General features: G+C 37.9%; 26 protein-coding genes. 22 read left to right on the top strand and 4 right to left on the bottom strand.

Annotation, left to right across the window (positions count from 1 at the left end; genetic code table 11):
- Complete coding sequence (locus ACOZ9X_RS19860; RefSeq protein ID WP_423419696.1) at positions 1-1,836, bottom strand: LTA synthase family protein; 1,836 nt, start codon at positions 1,834-1,836, stop codon at positions 1-3.
- 112 nt (positions 1,837-1,948) lie between these two features.
- Here ACOZ9X_RS19860 and ACOZ9X_RS19865 point away from each other — a divergent pair, with 112 nt between their 5' ends.
- Genes ACOZ9X_RS19865 through ACOZ9X_RS19880 form a run of 4 tightly spaced genes read left to right on the top strand, consistent with a single transcriptional unit; the run spans position 1,949 to position 3,848 of the window.
- The gene (locus ACOZ9X_RS19865; RefSeq protein WP_423419697.1) at positions 1,949-2,350 is read left to right on the top strand and encodes a VOC family protein; all 402 of its coding nucleotides are present in this window, start codon (positions 1,949-1,951) and stop codon (positions 2,348-2,350) included.
- Between the two features lie 8 nt (positions 2,351-2,358).
- Positions 2,359-2,916, top strand: coding sequence for a signal peptidase I (gene lepB, locus ACOZ9X_RS19870; RefSeq protein WP_137792112.1), 558 nt, complete (start codon positions 2,359-2,361; stop codon positions 2,914-2,916).
- Between the two features lie 51 nt (positions 2,917-2,967).
- Positions 2,968-3,465, top strand: coding sequence for a DNA-3-methyladenine glycosylase I (locus ACOZ9X_RS19875; protein WP_423419698.1), 498 nt, complete (start codon positions 2,968-2,970; stop codon positions 3,463-3,465).
- Between the two features lie 47 nt (positions 3,466-3,512).
- On the top strand, positions 3,513-3,848 hold the full coding sequence (locus ACOZ9X_RS19880; protein ID WP_423419719.1) for a L,D-transpeptidase: 336 nt from the start codon (positions 3,513-3,515) through the stop codon (positions 3,846-3,848).
- A 29-nt stretch (positions 3,849-3,877) separates the two neighbouring features.
- On the opposite strand, the gene ACOZ9X_RS19885 is transcribed toward ACOZ9X_RS19880, so the two are convergent.
- Both ACOZ9X_RS19885 and ACOZ9X_RS19890 read right to left on the bottom strand, forming a co-directional pair.
- A complete protein-coding gene (locus ACOZ9X_RS19885) occupies positions 3,878-4,159 on the bottom strand; it encodes a hypothetical protein (RefSeq protein ID WP_423419699.1) in 282 nt (93 codons plus the stop codon).
- An 18-nt stretch (positions 4,160-4,177) separates the two neighbouring features.
- Complete coding sequence (locus ACOZ9X_RS19890; RefSeq protein ID WP_423419700.1) at positions 4,178-5,431, bottom strand: tetratricopeptide repeat protein; 1,254 nt, start codon at positions 5,429-5,431, stop codon at positions 4,178-4,180.
- Positions 5,432-5,655: 224 nt separating this feature from the next.
- Here ACOZ9X_RS19890 and ACOZ9X_RS19895 point away from each other — a divergent pair, with 224 nt between their 5' ends.
- The 11 genes from ACOZ9X_RS19895 to ACOZ9X_RS19945 all read left to right on the top strand — a co-directional run bounded on the left by ACOZ9X_RS19895 (position 5,656) and on the right by ACOZ9X_RS19945 (position 13,952).
- On the top strand, positions 5,656-6,558 hold the full coding sequence (locus tag ACOZ9X_RS19895) for a hypothetical protein (protein ID WP_423419701.1): 903 nt from the start codon (positions 5,656-5,658) through the stop codon (positions 6,556-6,558).
- 100 nt (positions 6,559-6,658) lie between these two features.
- Positions 6,659-7,069: an NUDIX hydrolase gene (locus tag ACOZ9X_RS19900; RefSeq protein WP_423419702.1), complete on the top strand. Its 411-nt coding sequence runs from the start codon at positions 6,659-6,661 to the stop codon at positions 7,067-7,069.
- Between the two features lie 47 nt (positions 7,070-7,116).
- Complete coding sequence (locus ACOZ9X_RS19905; RefSeq protein WP_423419703.1) at positions 7,117-7,419, top strand: GNAT family N-acetyltransferase; 303 nt, start codon at positions 7,117-7,119, stop codon at positions 7,417-7,419.
- A gap of 31 nt (positions 7,420-7,450) precedes the next feature.
- Positions 7,451-8,386 carry a magnesium transporter CorA family protein gene (locus ACOZ9X_RS19910; protein WP_423419704.1) on the top strand — a complete coding sequence of 312 codons (936 nt, stop codon included), beginning with the start codon at positions 7,451-7,453 and terminating at the stop codon, positions 8,384-8,386.
- Between the two features lie 186 nt (positions 8,387-8,572).
- Positions 8,573-9,781, top strand: a complete 1,209-nt coding sequence (locus ACOZ9X_RS19915) for a D-alanyl-D-alanine carboxypeptidase family protein (RefSeq protein ID WP_423419705.1) — start codon at positions 8,573-8,575, stop codon at positions 9,779-9,781.
- 144 nt (positions 9,782-9,925) lie between these two features.
- Positions 9,926-11,029: an HD-GYP domain-containing protein gene (locus tag ACOZ9X_RS19920; RefSeq protein WP_423419706.1), complete on the top strand. Its 1,104-nt coding sequence runs from the start codon at positions 9,926-9,928 to the stop codon at positions 11,027-11,029.
- A 52-nt stretch (positions 11,030-11,081) separates the two neighbouring features.
- Positions 11,082-11,564 carry a DinB family protein gene (locus tag ACOZ9X_RS19925; RefSeq protein WP_423419707.1) on the top strand — a complete coding sequence of 161 codons (483 nt, stop codon included), beginning with the start codon at positions 11,082-11,084 and terminating at the stop codon, positions 11,562-11,564.
- 267 nt (positions 11,565-11,831) lie between these two features.
- On the top strand, positions 11,832-12,137 hold the full coding sequence (locus tag ACOZ9X_RS19930) for an antibiotic biosynthesis monooxygenase family protein (protein ID WP_423419708.1): 306 nt from the start codon (positions 11,832-11,834) through the stop codon (positions 12,135-12,137).
- Positions 12,134-12,514 carry a hypothetical protein gene (locus tag ACOZ9X_RS19935; RefSeq protein WP_423419709.1) on the top strand — a complete coding sequence of 127 codons (381 nt, stop codon included), beginning with the start codon at positions 12,134-12,136 and terminating at the stop codon, positions 12,512-12,514. Before ACOZ9X_RS19930 ends, ACOZ9X_RS19935 begins: the two co-directional genes overlap by 4 nt.
- Before the next feature lie 20 nt (positions 12,515-12,534).
- Positions 12,535-13,185 (top strand): cobalamin B12-binding domain-containing protein, encoded by a 651-nt coding sequence (locus tag ACOZ9X_RS19940; protein ID WP_423419710.1) that lies wholly within the window; start codon positions 12,535-12,537, stop codon positions 13,183-13,185.
- Positions 13,182-13,952 (top strand): STAS domain-containing protein, encoded by a 771-nt coding sequence (locus ACOZ9X_RS19945; RefSeq protein ID WP_423419711.1) that lies wholly within the window; start codon positions 13,182-13,184, stop codon positions 13,950-13,952. The genes ACOZ9X_RS19940 and ACOZ9X_RS19945 overlap by 4 nt, the downstream gene beginning before the upstream one ends.
- A gap of 15 nt (positions 13,953-13,967) precedes the next feature.
- Here the strand turns inward: ACOZ9X_RS19945 and ACOZ9X_RS19950 are convergent, their stop codons facing one another.
- A complete protein-coding gene (locus ACOZ9X_RS19950) occupies positions 13,968-14,573 on the bottom strand; it encodes a rhomboid family intramembrane serine protease (RefSeq protein WP_137792097.1) in 606 nt (201 codons plus the stop codon).
- Positions 14,574-14,800: 227 nt separating this feature from the next.
- On the opposite strand from ACOZ9X_RS19950, the gene acpS reads away from it, so the two are divergent.
- The 7 genes from acpS to ACOZ9X_RS19985 all read left to right on the top strand — a co-directional run bounded on the left by acpS (position 14,801) and on the right by ACOZ9X_RS19985 (position 20,172).
- On the top strand, positions 14,801-15,160 hold the full coding sequence (gene acpS, locus ACOZ9X_RS19955; RefSeq protein ID WP_423419712.1) for a holo-ACP synthase: 360 nt from the start codon (positions 14,801-14,803) through the stop codon (positions 15,158-15,160).
- A gap of 126 nt (positions 15,161-15,286) precedes the next feature.
- Positions 15,287-16,294, top strand: coding sequence for a LolA family protein (locus ACOZ9X_RS19960; RefSeq protein WP_423419713.1), 1,008 nt, complete (start codon positions 15,287-15,289; stop codon positions 16,292-16,294).
- Between the two features lie 331 nt (positions 16,295-16,625).
- Positions 16,626-17,798 (top strand): alanine racemase, encoded by a 1,173-nt coding sequence (alr, locus tag ACOZ9X_RS19965; RefSeq protein WP_423419714.1) that lies wholly within the window; start codon positions 16,626-16,628, stop codon positions 17,796-17,798.
- Positions 17,799-17,939: 141 nt separating this feature from the next.
- Positions 17,940-18,221 carry a CopG family ribbon-helix-helix protein gene (locus ACOZ9X_RS19970; protein WP_066390801.1) on the top strand — a complete coding sequence of 94 codons (282 nt, stop codon included), beginning with the start codon at positions 17,940-17,942 and terminating at the stop codon, positions 18,219-18,221.
- Positions 18,222-18,224: 3 nt separating this feature from the next.
- Positions 18,225-18,575, top strand: a complete 351-nt coding sequence (locus ACOZ9X_RS19975; protein WP_066239453.1) for a type II toxin-antitoxin system PemK/MazF family toxin — start codon at positions 18,225-18,227, stop codon at positions 18,573-18,575.
- A 404-nt stretch (positions 18,576-18,979) separates the two neighbouring features.
- Positions 18,980-19,798: an STAS domain-containing protein gene (locus ACOZ9X_RS19980; protein ID WP_286166508.1), complete on the top strand. Its 819-nt coding sequence runs from the start codon at positions 18,980-18,982 to the stop codon at positions 19,796-19,798.
- Positions 19,799-19,815: 17 nt separating this feature from the next.
- The gene (locus tag ACOZ9X_RS19985; RefSeq protein WP_066239455.1) at positions 19,816-20,172 is read left to right on the top strand and encodes an STAS domain-containing protein; all 357 of its coding nucleotides are present in this window, start codon (positions 19,816-19,818) and stop codon (positions 20,170-20,172) included.
- Positions 20,173-20,174: the final 2 nt, after the last annotated feature.

The following is a 20,174-nucleotide window of genomic DNA, read 5'->3' on the forward strand; positions in this document are numbered from 1 at the left end:
TTATTTTAAAAATCGCAGCAAATCACCATAGATGATTCGATCTGATTGATCGAGTTCCTCTTTTGCCTGTTCGATATAAGGCTTACATTTTTCCTCTTCTACAGGTGCTCCGAAAGGTTTTACATAACACGTCTCATTTGTATAAATATAGTCTTCTGTGACGAATGAGCCGTTACGGAGAACGGTTAATTCATGATGTTCTTTTGAAAATAGATCCGTTCCAAAATGAACGTCATCCTTTGATTCAATTCCGAGCAAATGAAGCAGCGTAGGCTTTAGATCGATCTGTCCACCGACCGTATCAATCTGCTTGCCTTTTTTTCCTGGGACATGAACGAATAAGGGTACTTGCTGCAGCTCCACTTGATTGTAAGCAGTAAGCGTTGCTTTGCTCAATACATCTGCCATCGCTTCTTGATGGCGTTCTGATATCCCGTAATGGTCTCCGTATACGACGACCACTGAATTCTCATATAATCCAGAGCTCTTCAGTTCTTCAAAAAACTGGCGCAATGCTTCGTCCGCGTAACGAACGGTTGTAAAATAGCGGCTAACCGTTCCATCTTCTACAGGGTAGGGCTCGATCCACTGTTCCTTTTCATTGATCAAATAAGGATGATGGTTCGTCAAGGTAATAAATCGAGCATAGAAAGGCTGAGGAAGCTTCTTTAAATATGGCGTGGATTGCTCAAAGAAAGGTATATCTTTAAGTCCATAGTTTATCGAGTTTTCGTTCGTAACGTTATAATATTCCTCACTATAAAACTTGTCATAGCCCATTGTTTTATAGATAACATCCCGGTTCCAAAAGCTTTTATTGTTACCGTGAAAAACGGCTGAATAATAACCGTTTGATTTTAAGATTTCAGGCATCGCGTTGTATTCGTTCAATGGATGGGTTTGAAAAACTGCACCCCTTGGCAGTGGATACAAGGAATTATCGATTAAAAACTCAGAATCGGATGTCTTTCCCTGACCTGTTTGATGATAGAAGTTATTAAAATAATAGCTAGATTTAGCAAGTTCGTTTAAAAAAGGGGTCACTTCTTCACCGTTAATTTCGTAATTCAGTACAAAATTTTGAGTAGATTCGAGAGATACCATGATTAAGTTTTTTCCTTTGGCAATCCCATAGAGCTCAGGATTATTAACGGTTTCTTTTTTTACATTCCGGAGAATTTCCTCTGCATCCATGTTGCTTGCTAGTGCTTTTTGCATAGAAGACTTTGATTGAAGCATGATGTCGTAGAGATGGTAATTGAAGGTTCCTAAGCTCTTCACAAGAATTTCTCTGTCAAAAGTACGAGTTAAAAGCTGAGGCCGGTTTATTTCTGCAAGGATTAAATGAACAGATAAAATAGCAATACCGCATAAAAATAATTTTTTCCGGTCCACGGGTTTTAATAGATGATCAGACTTCCATCTCGTCTGTTTTAATAGATAAGCCAGTAAAAACAAATCAACAAAAAAGAAAATGTCTGTGATATAGATCAGTTCATAAACACTGTTCCCGATATCACCAACATTCTTTGTTTGAAACAATACTGGGATCGTAAGGAAATCGGTAAAGAATCGATAATAGACGACGTTCGCATACAAGATAAAGCTATAAATAAAGGAAAGCCATAAGATGATTCGTCTTCTTTTAGCAGGTGAAGCAAGGTTAGCTAAACAAAAATAGAGTACGAGAAAACTTAAAGGATTTAAAAATAATAAAATTTCTTGCAGGAAATGATCGATAGGCAGCGTAAATGAAACTTTATAAACAATATATGTTTTCAACCAAAGCAAAGAAATAGCCAGGAAGATTGCTGCGTGTTTTGTTTTAGCGTTCATATGTATAACCCTCCTGTAGTGAAACGGAAATCTTTACCATTGTAGGCTATTTCACGAAAGATTAAAAGTGATAGAGTACCTTTTTTTAAGTAGAGGGTAAATAGGAGAAATCATGACATCAACACAAGGCTTTCATCATATCGAAATGAACGTACAAAATCTAAGGAAAACGAAGGGGTTTTATGAATGGCTACTGCCAGAGTTAGGCTTTTCTCTTTTTCAAGAGTGGGAAAAAGGTTTTAGCTATAAAATAGAATCTTCGTATCTTGTTTTTGTACAAACAGAAGAATTATATAAGGATATACCTTTTCACCGAAAGCGTTCAGGACTTAATCACCTGGCCTTTTGGGCTAAATCACGTGCGCAAATAGAGCACCTTCGTGTACAATTAAAGAAGAAAAATATTTCCTTTTTATACGAGGACAAGTTTCCTTTTGCAGGTGGAGAAAATCATTATGCTTTATTCTTTGAAGATCCAGATCGATTAAAAATTGAAATCGTTGCGCCGAGGTGAATGAAGATATGATAGAACAAGAAAAAGAAACAAAGCAAAAAAATGAATGGGTAAGCTGGCTAAAAGCGATCGGCTTCGCTTTAGTCTTTGTATTTATCACAAAAGCCTATTTCTTTGCTCCATATATGGTAGAAGGTGCATCTATGTCACCTACTCTTCATGATCAAGAAAAACTTTATGTTAATAAAATCGTTTATGCGTTTTCTGAGCCACAAAAAGGCGATATCGTAATTATTAAAGGTGACGATAAGCGGTATGTAAAACGAGTGATAGGTTTAGAAGGGGACATTATTCAAATGAAGAGTGACGACCTCTATGTTAATAATAAAAAAGTGAAAGAATCTTATCTACAGGAAAACAAATCGGAAGCGAAAAGTTTAGGGGTGTATCTTACAGAAGACTTTGGACCACTTAAAGTTCCAAAAGGGAAAGTTTTCGTAATGGGGGACAACCGTCTTAATAGTATGGATTCACGAAACGGATTAGGTTTGATCGAAACGAAAGCAATTGAGGGACGTTCAGAAGTCGTCATCTATCCATTTTCAGAAATGCGTGCAACTCAATAACAAAAGTGCAGCCAGGCTGCGCTTTTTATTTTTTTAAAAGGAGTATGTCAGATGAACCGATGCAAGTGGAGTGAAGAAAGTGAGATGCTGCAACAGTATCATGATAACGAATGGGGTCAGTATGTAGCGGGAGACAATGCATTGTTCGAGTGTTTAACACTAGAACTATTTCAATCTGGTTTAAGCTGGAAGACCATTCTTCACAAAAGAGAGAACTTTAGAAATGCGTTTTCACAGTTTGAGATAGAAAAGGTCATGCAGTTTGGTGAAAAAGAGGTCGAAGGTTTACTAGAGGATGCTGGGATCGTTAGGCATAGAAAAAAGATTGAAGCGACGATTGAAAACGCAAAGAGAGTCCACGAACTTGTAAAGAAGTTTGGCAGTTTCGAAGCGTTTTTAAAACAACTGCCACCGGAAACAGAGGAAAAACAAAAAGTGTTGAGAAAGACATTCAAGCACGTAGGTTTAACAACGGCAGAAAGCTTTTTAGAAGCTACAGGGAGAATACAAGCCTCACATAGTGAACAATGCTTTAAGGCATCGAAATAGAGTCATTTCCAATTTGTCCTGCATAAGCTAAAGCGGGAGGTATGATGATGCCTTATGAGATCTATATTTCAACAACAAGAAAAAGACTAGCCCTCGTAAAAGATGGGAGAGTAATCAAACGCTATCCGATAGGTGTCGGGAAAATGCTAACACCTACACCGACCGGAACCTATACCATAATCAATAAAGCACCGAATCCAGGCGGACCGTTTGGAGTCATGTGGATGGGACTCTCACGTCCACATTACGGCATACATGGCACAGATACACCATCATCCATCGGCAAAAACGTATCCAAGGGATGTGTGCGGATGCAAAATAATCATGTTTTAGAATTATCGCAGATTGTGCCTATTGGGACGAAGGTGTTGATCAGGGCATAAAAAACCCAGTCTATAGACTGGGTTTTTTATTATGAGCGCATCGTAAGAGATTTTATACCAGGACTATTATCAACGCCTGTAAGTTTTAAACTTTTAATACCAGGACTATTGTCAACACCTGTAAGTTTTAAACTTTTAATGCCAGGGCTATTGTCAACACCTGTGAGTTTTAAACTTTTAATACCAGGACTATTATCAACAGCTATTTTTTTAATCCCAGGGCTATTATCAACGGCTGAATGATTATTAATGCCAAAAATAGTAATGCCACAAAAACCTACAATAAATAATAAATATCCCATTTTTTTCATTTGTAATCTACCCTCCTATTAAAATATATTCTTCCTTGCATTATTCGCAACTCGATAGTATTCACTAGCTTTTTTATAATGACTTTGTTCAAAGTAGATATCTGCTAACAGTTCAGAATAAGTGGCTACATACTCCCAAATACCTTTTTGTTCAAAAAAAGGTATTGCTTTTTTGCGTAAGTATTGGACAAACTCGTCATTGTTAATCTTGTTAATCTTAAATCTAACTATTATCAAATGGTAGTAAATTTCATGTTTTTCATCTATATATTGTAAGCCCTTTTGAACTAAGTTTTTAGCTTTATCATATTTACCTAGTTCATAGTGTTCCACTGCTAAAAGATATATTGTATTTGCTATGTTCTGTGGATTTTGACTTTCTTTATGATTTAAGCTTTTTTCTAATCTATTAATTGCCTTCAAATGATCCATTTCACAGCATGCAACGTATCCTAAATTATGGTATATAATTCCACTTAAGGTATCATCATTAAACGTTGTGGAGTATTTTAGTGCCTGCTTTAAATGAAATTCTGCTAAGTCATAGTGTTTAGCACGTCGATAGCTTATACCAAGTAAAATCTGACAATCTGCACTTCTACTATAATTATACTCTCTATCAAAAATTGTAAGAGCTTTATAAGAATAAGTCGTAACAGATGTAATCCTCATTAAGAAGTTATATGTTAAAGCTAGGAGATAATATATTACAGCAGCTTCAGAATCTTTTATATTGGAAGTTTGATTAAACTGTTTTTCTGCTTGATGAAGATATTTAAGAGCTTCATTATACTTTTTATTGAAATTATGGTACATTCCCCAGAACATATAATAATAAAACTTTAAATCATTTGAAAGATGATCAAATAATCCTGAAATGCTGTCGAGTTTTAATTTTGTTTCATCTAAAAGAGGAGGTTCAAGTACCATTAAGTATCTAGAGTGAAATAATTCAAATCTTAACCGAAGACTTGGATCAGTAACTGTAATCATTTTTTCAGAAATTAATGGGTAATATTCTTCTGCCTCTTTAAACATGCGATCGGACATCATCATATTCCACTCATTCAACATCTCAAGAATCTTACTTTCGTCTACTTCCTCCGGCGAAATACCTAGACGTTCACAAAGCAGATTAATGACTTCTTCGCTTGATTTGGCGTCCCCTTTCTCAATCTTACTCAAGTAGGAAACAGAGCAAATTCCCTGTGCCAGTTCTTCCTGGGTTAGGCCTTTGGTTTTTCTATAATATCTTATTCGTTGACCGACCATAAAATCCCCCTTTCAGAACTTGGGAAAATTGTCATGCAGAACCCCCACTAAACAAGTATCTATCCTACTATTTTTCCCAATACAGAATAAATGGAATGTCTGATAAGATAAATATAACAGAAAATACAAAGTTTTTGCTAGAAATTGATAATTTTGAAAAGAACGTTTTACATAAATCCTATGTCAGCACGGAGCCGGCGTCAAATTTGAAGGGAGAGAGTACTATGGCTAAAATGTATCAATTATCATCACGAACTGCAGAGAAGAATCAATCGCTGTATGTCTCACGTGATCCTGAAGTGGCCGGAAGTATAGTAAGAAATGAGGAAGGCGATTTTGCCTACTCCGAAGTATTCATGGACAAACAGAAGAATTACTGGTTCTCCAAAAAGGTAGATGATCAGTCAAGAGACCACAAGCTCTTCATCTTTGACCATAAAAACGGCTGTTTAAAATCTCAGGTTATTAAGGGACAACCCAATTTTTACGAATTCGAATCGAGTGTTGTAGTCGCTTGTGAGGGTGATGGTTCAAAAGGCTCAGTCTTAATTTTTTCTAAAGATGAACCAGAATTAGTAAAAGAGTGGAAAGTGAATGGGTTTCTTTGGGAAGTTGAGATGAACCAAGATGTCCTCTATATTTCTTCATATATTGTTGAAGAAGATCAGGCGGTTCTCTACATCATCCGCAACGATAAGAAAAAGCGTATAAATCTAGGAAGCAACATGGCACCTACTGATATTTTATGTCATGAAGGTCTTGTATACGTTTCAGGAGCGCCGGTTCTTAACGGAGATCCAAAGAAGATCATGGTGATGAATGACAAAGATAAAGTGGTTACAGAATACAAGCTATCCATTTCCCCACGTGCTCTATATCAAGTAGACGATCAGCTTTTAGTCTACGAATTGGATCTTGCAACGGGAAAGAGCGAACGAATCGTATACATTGATATGAAGACTGGTGAACAAAAGGAGCATGATATTCCTCATTCAAAGATCGTAGAATGTACGGATGATTCTCTTTCTTTATTAGAACAAAACAGTAAAACGCTTTACACGTGGGATCATTGTAAATGCAGAATCGTGAATACTCAAAAAGTTGCCGATCAAACACAAGTCATCTAGCTTTAAAATTTAAAGTCATTTAATTGTAGAAAAGTCCTGTGCCTTAAGTGCAGGACTTTTTTTTCATGTCCAGAAAATAGCTGTAAAGGGGGAATGGCTAATGAAGTGGGAAGGCGCCAGCTGTATTTGTGTGAACGAGGGGAAATTATTAATGGTTCTACAAGGAACTGCCGATGAGGAAAAGAAGTGGAGTATTCCTTCTGGAGGCAGAGAGGGCAATGAGAGTCTTGAAGAATGCGGCATGCGTGAAGTGTGGGAAGAAACAGGTTATGTCGTAAAGGTTAATGAAAAACTACATATTAAAGAAGGAATCTCACAGAACATTCATTTTAAAGTCCACTATTTCTTAACAGAGTTGGTGAGCGGTTCTTCTGTCATCCAAGATCCGGATGGTTTAATTCACGATATAAGGTGGGTATCCTTGAAAGAGTTAGAGACGCTAACCTTATCCTTTCCAGAAGACCGAGAGCTTTTACAAAGCTATTTATCTCCATCAGAAAAAATAATCTAGGGTTTGTTCCTATTTTTATAAGGGAACTCTAATTGAGGAGGATGGCAGTGAAACCGATATTCGCAGAAAAGGAAGATCTTAACCGTTTGTTGGAATGGTGTAGTGACGTTCCGGAATATCAGAAGAAACTCTCTTCATATTTAGAGGATCGTAATGATACTGCCGTTGTGATCGTTGAAGAAGAACACAAAATGGTGGCAATCGCTTTATTAAAGGTACAGGAAACAGAAAAGAAGGGTTACATCTGGATTTATTCCAAGCATAAAGATTATCAGAGTCAACCAGATATCATGCAATTCTTATTAAAATGGTTAAGAAAACAGGGTGCAAAAGAATATAACGTTATCTGACACGATCATTATATAAAGGATGGATAATTCTATGGAAGAAACAAGTGTCTATGGTTGGAAGTGGCATCGTCATGAATGCCACGAAGAAACAATTCATGACTTGATTGCAGATACGAAAGGCTGCAAAAATTGGCTGAGTAACATTAAAGAAGATAAGGTTAACTACTTAAGAATTGAAAGAGACAGTGACGGTGATCAAATTGTTCGCGGATCGCTTACGTATAAACAAGATCCGGAGAATCAATCTGATTTTGAAGTGTTTCACTTTTATATACGTCCGAAATCTTTAATCACAGTCGGATTAGATCTTGCACGTATCCAAGGGGAAAACCGTGAAGCTTGTGATCATTTAATTTTGGAAGAAAAGACACCTGTAGAAGGCTTTATCATATTACTCGGTGAACTAATCAATTATTTCTTGGATGGTATTGATTCATTAGAAGTGAAGCTCAAGGAGCTTCAACGTGATGTCCAAAGAAATAATCATACGAATTTATTAAACAGTATCTATGATCGACGGATCGAGCTGATCAACTGGAGTGACTTAACACTTCCGGTTCATGAAACGCAGATGGCCATTAAGGAAGCTTTTCTAGATGAAATCACGGAAACACGTGCATATAAGCGAATTGAAACTAGAATCCACCGAACAACTTCGCTCCTCTCCCATTACAGACAGGATATCGATACTTTGTTAAACCTGGAGGAAGTTCTTTCCTCACATCGGGGAAATGAAATCATGAAGACTTTGACCGTATTTACAGTCATTTTCACTCCTGCAATGGGCCTCGGTGCGATCTGGGGTATGAACTTTAAGAACATGCCTGAGCTTGATTGGAAGCTTGGTTATCTTTATGCCATGCTATTAATTGTTGGTTCTACAATAGGTGTTTATATCTGGTTAAAAATGAAAGGGTGGACGGGAGATTTATTAAGAGGAAAGAAAAGCAGAAAACATTTTGACTAAAAGAATTAAAAATATGAACGATATATAAAAGGAAACAGGCGGATTTTGTCGAACGGTAGTAATTGATAAAACGCCTGTTTTTTTATGGCGAATATTACTAGATTTCATTTTGATTTCAACCATAAAAGAACCGAAACTAACAGCGAAGAGATATGAAGATTAAATGACTAACGGGAGCGGAAATAAATGAAAAAACTTAGCCTAATTCTTGTTTTTTCACTGGTTATGCTTGTAAACACACAGTTTGTTCAAGCGACGGGGGAGAACACACCAGAAATTAAAAGCGAAAGCGCTGTAATGATTGATGCGAAAACAGGGGATATTTTATATCAAAAAAATAGCTCAGAACAAATGTATCCAGCAAGTATTACGAAAATCATTACAGGGATTCTGGCTATAGAATCAGGCAAGTTGGATGATTCTGTTGTCGTGAGCAGTGACGCTGTGAGAGCTGAGGGGACGCGTGTCTACTTGATGGAAGACGAGCAAGTGCCTTTGAAAAAGCTTGTTCAAGGCCTTTTGATCAACTCTGGTAATGATGCAGCTGTTGCGATTGCAGAATATTTGGCAGGTGATGTAGATACATTCGCAGACCAAATGAACGAGTTTGCAAAAAAAGTGGGAGCAGACAACACTCATTTTGTTAATCCGAACGGACTTTTTGATGAAGAACATTATACAACAGCCGAAGATATGGCGAAGATTACTCAATACGCGATGCGAAATGAAGAATTTCGAGAAATCGTATCAACGAAAGAGTTGCCTTGGGTCGGAGAAGGCTGGGAGACAACGTTAAGAAATCACCATCAGCTCTTGTGGGATTATCCTGGTACGATTGGTGTGAAGAATGGATATGTAGATGAATCTAAACACACTTTAGTTACGGCAGTTTCGCGCGATAATTTGGATGTGATCATCGTAACAATGAAAGCTCCTACAAGTCGAACAGCTTATTGGGATACGATGGCACTTGGAGATTATGGATTTGCGAACTTTGAAAGACAAACATTGTCTGCTGGTACAAAGATAGAAGCGTTAAACGGAAAGACTTATCCGCTAAAAGAAGATTTGGCCGTTACTTTGCCAAAAGGAGAAGAACCGGTTCAAGAAGTGAGTTCAGATGGAGAGCTTCAACTAAAAGATTCTTCGGGACATGTGTTACTCTCACATACATTGTTTAAAGAGAAGGAAAAGGAAAAAGAAGCTTCCGCAACGGTCGATAATAAATCAGTTGAAACCGTAGATTCGACGTTCATGCAATCTGTTGTGAAGGCAGGTATCTTTCTTTATAGTGGACTGCTGCTCTTGCTCGCATTCCTTGTGATCTTAAGAATGAGAAGTCAAAAACACAAACATAAAAAAATGAGACAAGTTGCACGCAGTTATGTGAAATAAAACCGTCAATAGGCGGTTTTTTTTTTGTTAAAAATAGAGTGAGCTATGCAAACATCTTTTAAATTCCATCAAACTATAGGATAAAAAGTTTTTATAGTATATAATTACATTAAATTACAAAATTCGACAATTGGAGTTTCATTCATGATACGTAATATACAGCTAGCTCAGCTATTTATTGTGGGGAGTGCCTTCATACAGGCTCTCCATCATTTTTTTATAGAACCATTAGAAAGTTTCTACATCTTTATTTTTTTATTTTTAATTGGTTTTCTTCCTGCTTGGGGAGTCAACCGTATACAAGAACAATATACAAAATTGACTTTTGTTTTGTGCAGCATCTATATCGTTTCTATTTCCTACTTTTTCGTTACATATCCGATCGTGCAGGCTGCATACTTCTTTTTGCCTGTATCTGCTCTTCTTTTAAATGATAAGCGGCTTTATTATGTTTCAAGCATAGGTGGATTAGCATCCTACCTCCTGCTATCGAACGAACCATTGAAAGACTATGTAGCATTTATCTCAATTTATGTGATTTTCTGTTCCCTTTTGTTCATGGCGCAGAGAATTGTTTATCGATCAGTTACAGAAAAAGAAGCGATTCAGCAAGGTGTGAAAGCATTCTCGTTAGCAGTTGAAGCGAAAGACGTTTATACACAAGGACATTCAAAGCGAGTGGCACTTTATGCCATGATTCTTGCTAAACATGGCCAATTCAAAAATGTAGAACGAGAAGAGCTTGAGTTGACAGCTCTCATTCATGATATCGGGAAGATCTCAACACCAGATGCTGTTTTGTTAAAAAACGGAAAACTAACTCAAGAAGAGTACGAAATTATGAAAAAACATCCTGTTGATGGGATGATGCTAGCCAAATCTTTCGGATATTCGGACCGAGTTCTAACAGGTATTCTGCATCATCATGAAAGGTTTGATGGTCTAGGCTATCCACACGGTTTAAAAGGAAGAGATATACCGATCTATTCTCGTATCTTAGCAGTCGCTGATTCTTTTGATGCGATGACGAGTAACCGTGCATATCGTCAGGGAATGACGCCTTGGGAAGCAAAGAAAGAGATCGAGAATCATTCAGGAAAAATGTATGATCCATTTATCGTAGAAGTATTTGTTCGTGCTTATTACGACATGCTTTTAATCTGTGAAGACCACTCGGAAAATATTTTGATTGTTAACTCCGTGCATCAGGAGATTGCTTCTGGATTAAACGGAGGAAAAAACGGCTGAGACGAAGAAGATAATACAGGTAATCAATATACATACCAGGAGGAAAGAATAGATGAATGCAACGGCTTCCTTAACAGAGACGTTACTCGAAGAATTGTATGTTGTGGTTCGAACGACTAATGGATTATTAAAAAAAGCAAATCCTTCTATTTACGATTATCGACCTGTTGAAAACATGCGTTCTTTTTTAGAACTAGCCAATCATTTGGTTCAGATTCCACATATCGACTTAGCGATTTTACAGGAAAAATCAGAGCAAGAAATTCGTCAGCTTGAAAAGAAGTTATCAGCAGAAAATGTTACAGAATTAACTCATGTATTAGAAGAAGGGTATCATCTAACAAAGTCATATTTTTTATCTCTTTCCGAAGAAGATTTTCTTAAGAAAGAAACGAAGGCGTTTTATGCTGAGAAAGGTGCTACGCAAGCAAGATGGCTAGTGGAAATCGTGACGCATAGCTATCATCACCGTGGGCAGCTGTTCACTTATCTAAAACAGACCAGTCATGATGAGAATATGTTTGATCTTTACTAAAATAAAGGATAGAGCTCTAAAAGGGAGTTCTATCCTTTTTTCTGTGGTAAAAGCTTATTAAATCAAACTTTTGATAATTAAAATGCTTTTCTTTCTGCCAGATATTTTCACTTAGATTCGACTTCTACACTTTTTTCCTGTAATATGGGTGGTTCAATTTAAAAGATGTTGTTAGTCGAAATAGCTAGCAGGAAAAATAGAGTCTTTATTGAATTTTTTATGAGATAAACATTTTGTGATTTAAATACATCCAAGAGGTGATGTTTCATGTATACCGTCTTTTCTACGTTCGATGTTCCAAATGAAAAAGCAGACGAAGTTATAAATATATATAAAAACCGTTCTAGATCAGTAGATAACGCCGATGGTTTTGTTGATTTTTTATTGCTTCAGAACGATAAGCGTGCAGGCGAGTTGACCGTTCAACTTATTTTTACTTCAAAAGACGCTTATCTAAAGTGGGTAAGAAGTGAGGAATTTAAGAAGATTCATGATCTTGAAAAGAAATATCCAGATCAAGAATTAGCAGCTGTCATACCCACGGTAAAGCAATATAAGGTGGTTGCCAAATGACGGAATTTAACATAAATGTTATGGTAGAAAGAGTAACAGAGAAAATTTACCAAAAAGATCCTTCTCTTGTCGAAAGATATGGTGACAAGGGGAGAGCGAAGTGTATAGAAGATAACCATCATCATTTTAAGCACTTAGAGACGGCATATGAACTTGATAATAGCACGTTCTTTATCGATTATGCAATCTGGTTAGATGGTATCTTACAAAAGTTTGGGATGAGTACACAGCTTTTAATGGATAACTTTGATTTTATAATAGAAGTTTTGTTAGAAGAACAGGAAAAGCAAACGTTTGAAAATACCCGTGTCGGTATTTATATTCAATATATAAAACAAGCGAATGATGTTCTTTACAGTAAAGTGGAATCACACTAGAAAAAGGAGAGGTCACATCCATGGCTATTTCAGAAGCTGAAAAGTTGGCTCGTCTGTTCTTAGAAGGAAATCATGCTGAGGCATTGCGTTTCATCAAACAGCAGCCAGACCAAAATCGAATGGTTTTGTTTCGAGACCTGTTTACTCCTGCAATGTATATGATTGGAGACCTATGGGAGAATAATGAGATTTCCGTCGCTGATGAACATCTAGCAACAGGAGTTTGTGACTTTGTTCTTTCTAGGCTGTTTCAAGTATCAGCAGATGAAACAACGCATAAAAAGAAAGCAATGTTTTTGTGCTTGCAGGGAGAACAGCATTATCTTGGAATTAAGATGATTAATAGCCTTTTTGAAGAAAAAGGCTGGGAAACAAAATATTATGGAGCAAGTCTTCCGTTAGAATATGCATTGAAATCAGCATTGCAATGGAAGCCTGAAGTCATCGGGTTATCCGTCTCCATCGTTTATAATCTACCGGTGCTAAAAAATTATGTGCGTGCACTGGCTGCATTGCCGAATAAACCTGATATTTTAGTAGGCGGAAGGCTAACTGATAAATACGATCTAGAACCATATGTTAATAAGCAAGGAATCATTATCAAAAATCTCCCACAGGTAGAAAAGTGGCTGGATGAATATACAGAAGAGAGGATTAACGCCTACAAATGAGCAGTGTCCTACCCGTACCATACGTAAAGATAGACAAACAGGGAGTTATTCTTAATAGATCCTTAAAAGCCATTGAGTTGTTGGACTTACAGACTGAAACGATTCGGGACTGTTTTGATGAAGAAAGTCATAACAAATTAATGAAGTATATGATGCCTTTTGATGGAGAAAAAACGTTTGAAGCAAATATAAAGGCTAGGAATCACCCTTTCTTGCTTTGTGATATCTCTGTTTGTTGGGAAGGTGAATTTGCTCACATTGTTTTTATCCCGATCGGAAAGCATGTTCAGGGGCTTGAAGATAAGCTTTTAGAGCTAAGGCTGCGACTATCTTCTACAGATTTTGAACTATTTGAGAAGAAGGAAGCGTTAGAAGATGCGGTGAAACGGCTCGATGAATTGTCTGGACCATTCATACCGATCTCTGAAAAGATGGCGTTTGTTCCTCTGTTTGGTGATGTGAACGAGACCAAGATGATTACCGTTACAGGGAACGCTCTTAAAGCGGCGTATGAAGGGCAATTTGAGGAAATCTTCTTTGATCTCTCTGCTACAGGAGAAATTGATGAAGGTGGCGTTCAGAAGTTAAGCGAACTGTTCCGCATGCTTCAATATATGAACGGAAAACCCGTAAAAATTATCGGCGTAAAGCCGAAGCACGCTAGGCAGCTGACTGCACTAGACGTGGATTGGCCTGTCTATTTTGAAACTTCATTAAAAGATGTATTGATCGATCATCTTCAAATAGGGAAAGCACCTCAAGCGTGATGAGGTGCTTTTTGTTTACCATCTTTTTTTCTTGCGATGAAGAGAAGCAAAAATGATTGGTGCAAGAGCCGCACCACCAATCAATCCGAACAGGTGACCCATCACGTTGATCCTTGCATTCATGAACGTGGTTACTAGACTGATTCCTAACACAACAAGAAGAATCTGTGTGTTGGCTTGGTCGATATATTGACGATGGTTATACAGCATATAAACGTAGATCCCGAACAAACCGAAGATAGCTCCTGAAGCACCAATATGTGCGTAAGAAAGTGGCAGCAAGAGTAACGTAGCAATATTTGCGATCAAACCAGCGCCAAGATACCCGATGATAAATCTTACTTTCCCAAGGATCCCTTCGAGTGCAGGACCGAACAAGACAAGCGAGAACGAGTTAAAGATCAGATGACCTGCAGCCTCATGTGTAACAATGGGGGTGAATAAACGCCAGTACTCTCCAGCGGTGATGTAATAATTAGACCCGACCATAAAATGATACAAAGAGGTAGAAAAAGGGGTAAAATTAATAAGAAGAAACACGATAATGTGTGCAGCTACTAAAAAAGTAACAATAGGATAACGCCTGATAAAGGTCTGAAAGCTTTCATCTCTTATAAACATGGAATAGTATCACCCTTTTTATATAAAGTGTAGGCTGTTTTTTCGTTGAATGGAGTTAATACCTGCCCCGCGGAAAGCGAAGCACCTGAAGCGGAAATCAACTTCATACAAGAGCAACAAAGTTTACAAGACAGCCAAAGTTTTAAAACATACTCATTCATCTTCCTTAAGTTTACCATGTGATGGTAGATGGGGCGAAAGATATAGCTGTAAAGGAGCTTATATAAATGATTGTAGGAACAGGCATTGATATGATCGAGCTAAAACGAATCAAACAGGTTGTTACTCACCAGCCTCGATTTACAGAGCGGGTTTTAACACCGTTCGAACAAAAAAGATTTTCCTCTTTAAACGGCAACAGAAGATTTGAATATCTTGCAGGGCGTTTTGCCGCAAAAGAAGCAATGGCCAAAGCACTCGGTGTTGGAATCGGCGCTGAACTTTCATGGCAGGACATGGAGATTAAATCAGATGAAAAGGGTAAACCGTTTCTTACTTCCCCTTATCCATATTTATGTCATCTTTCTATCACTCATACGAAAGAATACGCGATCGCACAAGTGGTTTTAGAAAGCTCGTCAAGCTAGTCTGCATATTGTCCAGGGTTGTCTCATATATTGTAATGCGGTAGAAGGGGTAGTCCTTTGCAAGGTGCAGAGAGTTGGTCCCCCTTCAATGTCGAAATTACTTTGGGACAAAGGGGATGGCAAAAAATGAAGAAAACACTGTCAATGATGTTGACGGCGTTCATGATCGTGTTGGTTCTGTCAGCATGTGGTGCACAAAGCCAGAACGATGTTTTGGATTCATTAGAAGAAAGAATGGAATCCATGACAGGTTACAAAGCGGAAGCCAAGATGACATTGAGCACAGGAGAAAAGCCACTGACATATGATTTAGAGATTTGGCATAAGAAGCCTGATTTTTACCGAGTCAGCTTAAAAAATGCTGAAAAAGATCAAAGCCAGATGATACTGCGCAACAAAGATGGAGTTTTCGTTCTTACGCCAGCTCTGAATAAAAGTTTCCGTTTCCAAAGCGACTGGCCAGAGAACAACAGTCAAGTTTATTTGTTCCAATCTCTCATCTCGGACATTTTGAATGATACGGACAGAGGGTTTAAATCAAAAGAGAAAAGCTATGTCTTCCATACAAAAACAAATTATCAAAACAAAAACCTCTACCAGCAAGAGATCACATTAAACAAAGATCTTGATCCGCAACAAGTACGAATTATGGATCAAGACCAAAAAGAGCTCGTCAGACTGGATTTCTCAAAAGTTAAATTCAATGCAAAATTTGATAAGAACTCTTTCGATATGGAGTCGAACATGAGTAGTGCTCAATTTGAGGTTCCTACGTTCTCAGGTGCTGGAGAAGAGTTCGAAGTGCTGTATCCAACTTATACAGCGAACTTAAACATCGTAAATGAAAGAGAAGTGGCACAAGGGGCAGATGACTCTAAAGTAGTATTGAACTATGCGGATGAAGATAAGTCATTTACATTGATGCAGCAGAAGAACACAGCTGTAGAAACAGCTTCGCGCCTAACGATGTCGAGTGGAGAACCCGTTGATCTGGGCTTTACCGTTGGGGCGATGACAGATCAATCGATCACATGGAATTTTAACGGTGTAGATTATTTGCTCGTCTCTAATAATCTCGGTCAGGAAGAGTTGATGGCGATTGCACGCTCAGTGAGCGGAGAGGCGATTAAATAATTTCTACATTATATATAGGGATTGATAGAACAGGCTGGCGAAGACGCTAGCCTGTTTTAATTTTGATGGCGGGTATGTTGGATTTAGCGCCTCTGTAAAATGTCGAGGATTGTAGACTCGTGGATAAAATGGCAAAACTTTTGGATTGAGAAAGAAAACTCGTGGATAAAATGGCAAAACTTTTGGATTGAGAAAGAAAACTCGTGGATAAACTCTCAAAACTTTTGGATTTCAAACACATATTTATGGATTGAAGCGATAGGATGCTTACATAAATGACGGTAAGAGGGTAAAATAGAAGGCAGTAATCTAAACCAGGGAGGCCAACATCATGGATAAACATCATTATTATCGAGACACTTGGGCGGAAATCGACCTAGATAAGATCAGTCAAAATATAAAATCTTTTAAGAGACATCTCCCTGAACAAAAAATTATGGCTGTTGTAAAAGCGAACGGGTACGGACATGGAGCACTTCAAGTGGCAGAAGAGGCTGTGAAATCAGGAGCTGAGTGGCTAGCTGTTGCGATGCTTGATGAAGCATTAGCTTTGCGTAAACAAGGAATCACGGCGCCGATTTTGGTTATGAACCGTGTACGTCCGGAATATGCTAATCTTGCGGCAGAAAATGAAATAAGCCTTACAGTCTTCCAAAAAGAATGGCTAATTGAGGCACAATCGTATGTAAAAGAAACAAAACATCAAATAAAGATTCACCTGAAGATCGACACCGGTATGGGGCGGGTTGGATTTAGAGAAGAAAGTGAGCTGCAAGAAGTGGCGCACTTCATCAAACAAGCTCCTGTTTTCGAAGCAGAAGGGGTGTTTACTCATTTTGCAACTGCCGATGAATGGGAATCAGAGCTTTTTGAAAAACAGAGAAAGAGGTTTATTAAATATATAGACTCACTGCGATCATGGGGATTAAATCCGACATTCATTCACAGCGCCAACAGCGCAGCAGCTCTCAGAAAAGTTGAAGGACCTTTCAATCTCGTTAGACTCGGAATCAGTATGTATGGTTTAGCACCATCTAGCGAATTAAAACAAGACTTGCCTTTTTCCATAGAAGAGGCGTTCAGTCTTCACTCCCGACTCATTCATGTTAAAAAATTGATGCCTGGGGATACTGTAAGTTATGGAGCTACTTATACAGCAACAAAAGAAGAGTGGATAGGCACGTTACCGATCGGATATGCAGACGGATGGCAAAGAAGATTATCCCCAGGAGTCTCGGTGCTTATAAAGGGAGAACGGATGCCGATTATCGGAAGGATCTGTATGGATCAATGCATGGTCAGACTTCCAAAGAGATTAGATGTTGGTGAAGTTGCCACTTTAATAGGAAGTCAGGAAGCGGAAAGAATAGAAATGGATGAGATCGCACGTATCGCAGAAACGATAAATTATGAAATTCCGTGCCTCATTTCTGCTCGAGTGCCGAGAGTTTATACGAAAAAGGGTCGAATTTTAGAAAATATGAATGTAATTCTAAATTTTTAGCAGAATATTAGAAGGACTATTGAAAATTTTGTAGAATAAATACTTTGAAATCGCTTTGCAAATGGATTATTGAAGTGATAAGATTAAATGTGGTTAAAAGGAATTTGATCGTAGTATAGCTTTGCGCTGGAGGTGTATGTTGTGTCCGAATTGAACACAAAACGAATAGTGATTAGTCTTCCTCAGAAATTATTAAGTGAGGTAGATCGCGTCATAAAGAAAGAGAATTTGGACCGCAGCGAATTCATCCATCAAGCTACTGAGATGTTTCTTCGTGAGCGGAAGAATAAGCGTCAGTTTCGTGATGAGATGAAACAGGGTTACATGGAAATGGCTAAGATCAATCTAACGATTGCTTCAGAAGCATTTATGTTAGAGGAGGAAGCCGATCATACCTTGGACCGCTTAGTTAGCGGGGTGTAGTCCTTGATAGTCAAACGCGGAGACGTTTACTTTGCAGATCTTTCACCGGTAGTTGGATCAGAACAGGGTGGGATTCGGCCTGTACTGATCATTCAGAATGATATCGGGAACCGTTTTAGCCCTACTGTTATCGTAGCAGCAATTACAGCTCAAATACAGAAAGCAAAACTTCCAACACATGTTGAAATAGATTCGAAAAAATACGGCTTTGAACGGGATTCAGTTATTTTGCTTGAACAGATCAGGACGATTGACAAGCAAAGATTAACAGATAAAATAACACAACTGGATGAAGACATGATGCGCAGGGTAGACGACGCATTGCAGATCAGTACTGGTCTGGTTGATTTCTAATTTTATAACATCATTTAGGAAACTGTCTGACGGGGATGTCTGGCGGTTTTTTATTTTATCAACAGATCTAATTAAGGAAAACTGGAAGAACAGGTACTGTTTGCCTTTCAAGCGCTAAGGATTCATGAGAGTTTTAGGGGTTTAGTGTTTGGAATTTGAGTAGAAGTGACTTTTTCAGTTTTAAGTTGCCTATTGGTGCATCCTGCCGCATAACAAGGAATCAACCCCTTATAATGGTAACAAGTATACGAATACTATTTAAATATTATGTAAAAAAATACATGTTTAATAATTGGAATCTTGGGTTATATATCCAAAGTTAGTAAAAGAGTAAACATTGCACAATATATTCAGAAGTGAAATAATAGAAATTGAGACTACATGTAGTGGGGGTGCAAGAAAAATTGGACAACTTGATTGTACAGATGATTAATGAAAATCAAGAAACCCTAAAAAATAATTGGCTTAAAGAAGTTAAGCTTTTTAAAGAAAAAGAACTTGTTGGAACGACTTTGAAGTTTAGTGAAGAAACGGACCAACAGTTTTTTTCTATGTTAATCAAGCACATTAATTTTCATGATATTTCTAAAGACGGAACACTTGATGATTTTTTTGATCAAGTTCTTCATACAGGTTTACCATTAAGTTATTTAACGCAAGGACTTCAAGCGGCACGCCGCGTTGTTCTTAATCTTTTAGTAGAGACAGAAAACGATAAAGAGAAGGTAGCCGCTGTTTACCGCGAGATCGATCGCTGGTTAGATCCAATTCTTAATCGTGTTGTCGAAAACTCCTCTCAAATATGGGAAAGAACTGTTTCTGTACAAAAGACGGCATTATTAGAGCTTTCTGCTCCATTGATTCCAGTCTTCAAAAATATTAGTGTTATGCCTCTTATCGGTTCGATTGATACGGAACGTGCAAAGTTGATTATGGAAAACCTTCTAAACGGTGTGATCAAGTATCGCTCGGAAGTGGTGCTAATCGATATTACGGGTGTACCTGTCGTTGATACGATGGTTGCTCATCATATTATTCAAGCAGCAGATGCCGTGCGTTTATTAGGTTCTACGTGTATCCTAGTAGGAATACGTCCTGAAATTGCACAGACGATCGTAAGCTTAGGAATCGATCTTAGTTTGTTCCCAACGAAGAGTACGCTTCAAAAGGGTATGGAAAACGCTCTTGAAATCACAAATCAGCAGTTAATTAGCAATAAATAGGGAGTGAGAGTAAAAAAATGAGAATTCCTATTTTAAAATTGCACGAATATTTATTGATCACTATTCAAGTTGAAATGGATGATCAGACAGCTCTTCAATTTCAAGAAGACTTGCTTAATAAAATTCACGATACAGGTGCGAAAGGAGTGGTTATTGACCTAACGTCAGTAGACATGATCGACTCCTTTATAGCTAAAGTTCTTGGAGATGTAGTAAGGATGTCAAAATTAATGGGAGCTCAAGTTGTATTAACAGGAATACAACCAGCAGTTGCTATTACTCTAATTGACCTTGGAATTTCAATGAGGGAAGTTTCGACAGCACTTGACTTAGAACAGGGGCTTGATAAATTGCGTCTGGAACTGGAGGGATGATT

The organism is Fictibacillus nanhaiensis, from assembly GCF_049537595.1.
Taxonomy (GTDB): Bacteria; Bacillota; Bacilli; order Bacillales; family Fictibacillaceae; genus Fictibacillus; species Fictibacillus nanhaiensis_F.

What these genes read in the sequence shown, in the direction of transcription:
- ACOZ9X_RS19950 (WP_137792097.1), bottom strand. Translation starts at nt 14,573, where the DNA reads ATGTTTATAAGAGATGAAAGCTTTCAGACCTTTATCAGGCGTTATCCT.
- ACOZ9X_RS19935 (WP_423419709.1), top strand. Translation starts at nt 12,134, where the DNA reads ATGACGGAATTTAACATAAATGTTATGGTAGAAAGAGTAACAGAGAAA.
- lepB (WP_137792112.1), top strand. Translation starts at nt 2,359, where the DNA reads ATGATAGAACAAGAAAAAGAAACAAAGCAAAAAAATGAATGGGTAAGC.
- ACOZ9X_RS19875 (WP_423419698.1), top strand. Translation starts at nt 2,968, where the DNA reads ATGAACCGATGCAAGTGGAGTGAAGAAAGTGAGATGCTGCAACAGTAT.
- ACOZ9X_RS19865 (WP_423419697.1), top strand. Translation starts at nt 1,949, where the DNA reads ATGACATCAACACAAGGCTTTCATCATATCGAAATGAACGTACAAAAT.
- ACOZ9X_RS19925 (WP_423419707.1), top strand. Translation starts at nt 11,082, where the DNA reads ATGAATGCAACGGCTTCCTTAACAGAGACGTTACTCGAAGAATTGTAT.
- ACOZ9X_RS19890 (WP_423419700.1), bottom strand. Translation starts at nt 5,431, where the DNA reads ATGGTCGGTCAACGAATAAGATATTATAGAAAAACCAAAGGCCTAACC.
- ACOZ9X_RS19940 (WP_423419710.1), top strand. Translation starts at nt 12,535, where the DNA reads ATGGCTATTTCAGAAGCTGAAAAGTTGGCTCGTCTGTTCTTAGAAGGA.
- ACOZ9X_RS19880 (WP_423419719.1), top strand. Translation starts at nt 3,513, where the DNA reads ATGCCTTATGAGATCTATATTTCAACAACAAGAAAAAGACTAGCCCTC.
- ACOZ9X_RS19985 (WP_066239455.1), top strand. Translation starts at nt 19,816, where the DNA reads ATGAGAATTCCTATTTTAAAATTGCACGAATATTTATTGATCACTATT.
- alr (WP_423419714.1), top strand. Translation starts at nt 16,626, where the DNA reads ATGGATAAACATCATTATTATCGAGACACTTGGGCGGAAATCGACCTA.
- ACOZ9X_RS19930 (WP_423419708.1), top strand. Translation starts at nt 11,832, where the DNA reads ATGTATACCGTCTTTTCTACGTTCGATGTTCCAAATGAAAAAGCAGAC.
- ACOZ9X_RS19945 (WP_423419711.1), top strand. Translation starts at nt 13,182, where the DNA reads ATGAGCAGTGTCCTACCCGTACCATACGTAAAGATAGACAAACAGGGA.
- ACOZ9X_RS19860 (WP_423419696.1), bottom strand. Translation starts at nt 1,836, where the DNA reads ATGAACGCTAAAACAAAACACGCAGCAATCTTCCTGGCTATTTCTTTG.
- acpS (WP_423419712.1), top strand. Translation starts at nt 14,801, where the DNA reads ATGATTGTAGGAACAGGCATTGATATGATCGAGCTAAAACGAATCAAA.
- ACOZ9X_RS19960 (WP_423419713.1), top strand. Translation starts at nt 15,287, where the DNA reads ATGAAGAAAACACTGTCAATGATGTTGACGGCGTTCATGATCGTGTTG.
- ACOZ9X_RS19910 (WP_423419704.1), top strand. Translation starts at nt 7,451, where the DNA reads ATGGAAGAAACAAGTGTCTATGGTTGGAAGTGGCATCGTCATGAATGC.
- ACOZ9X_RS19885 (WP_423419699.1), bottom strand. Translation starts at nt 4,159, where the DNA reads ATGAAAAAAATGGGATATTTATTATTTATTGTAGGTTTTTGTGGCATT.
- ACOZ9X_RS19900 (WP_423419702.1), top strand. Translation starts at nt 6,659, where the DNA reads ATGAAGTGGGAAGGCGCCAGCTGTATTTGTGTGAACGAGGGGAAATTA.
- ACOZ9X_RS19895 (WP_423419701.1), top strand. Translation starts at nt 5,656, where the DNA reads ATGGCTAAAATGTATCAATTATCATCACGAACTGCAGAGAAGAATCAA.
- ACOZ9X_RS19920 (WP_423419706.1), top strand. Translation starts at nt 9,926, where the DNA reads ATGATACGTAATATACAGCTAGCTCAGCTATTTATTGTGGGGAGTGCC.
- ACOZ9X_RS19915 (WP_423419705.1), top strand. Translation starts at nt 8,573, where the DNA reads ATGAAAAAACTTAGCCTAATTCTTGTTTTTTCACTGGTTATGCTTGTA.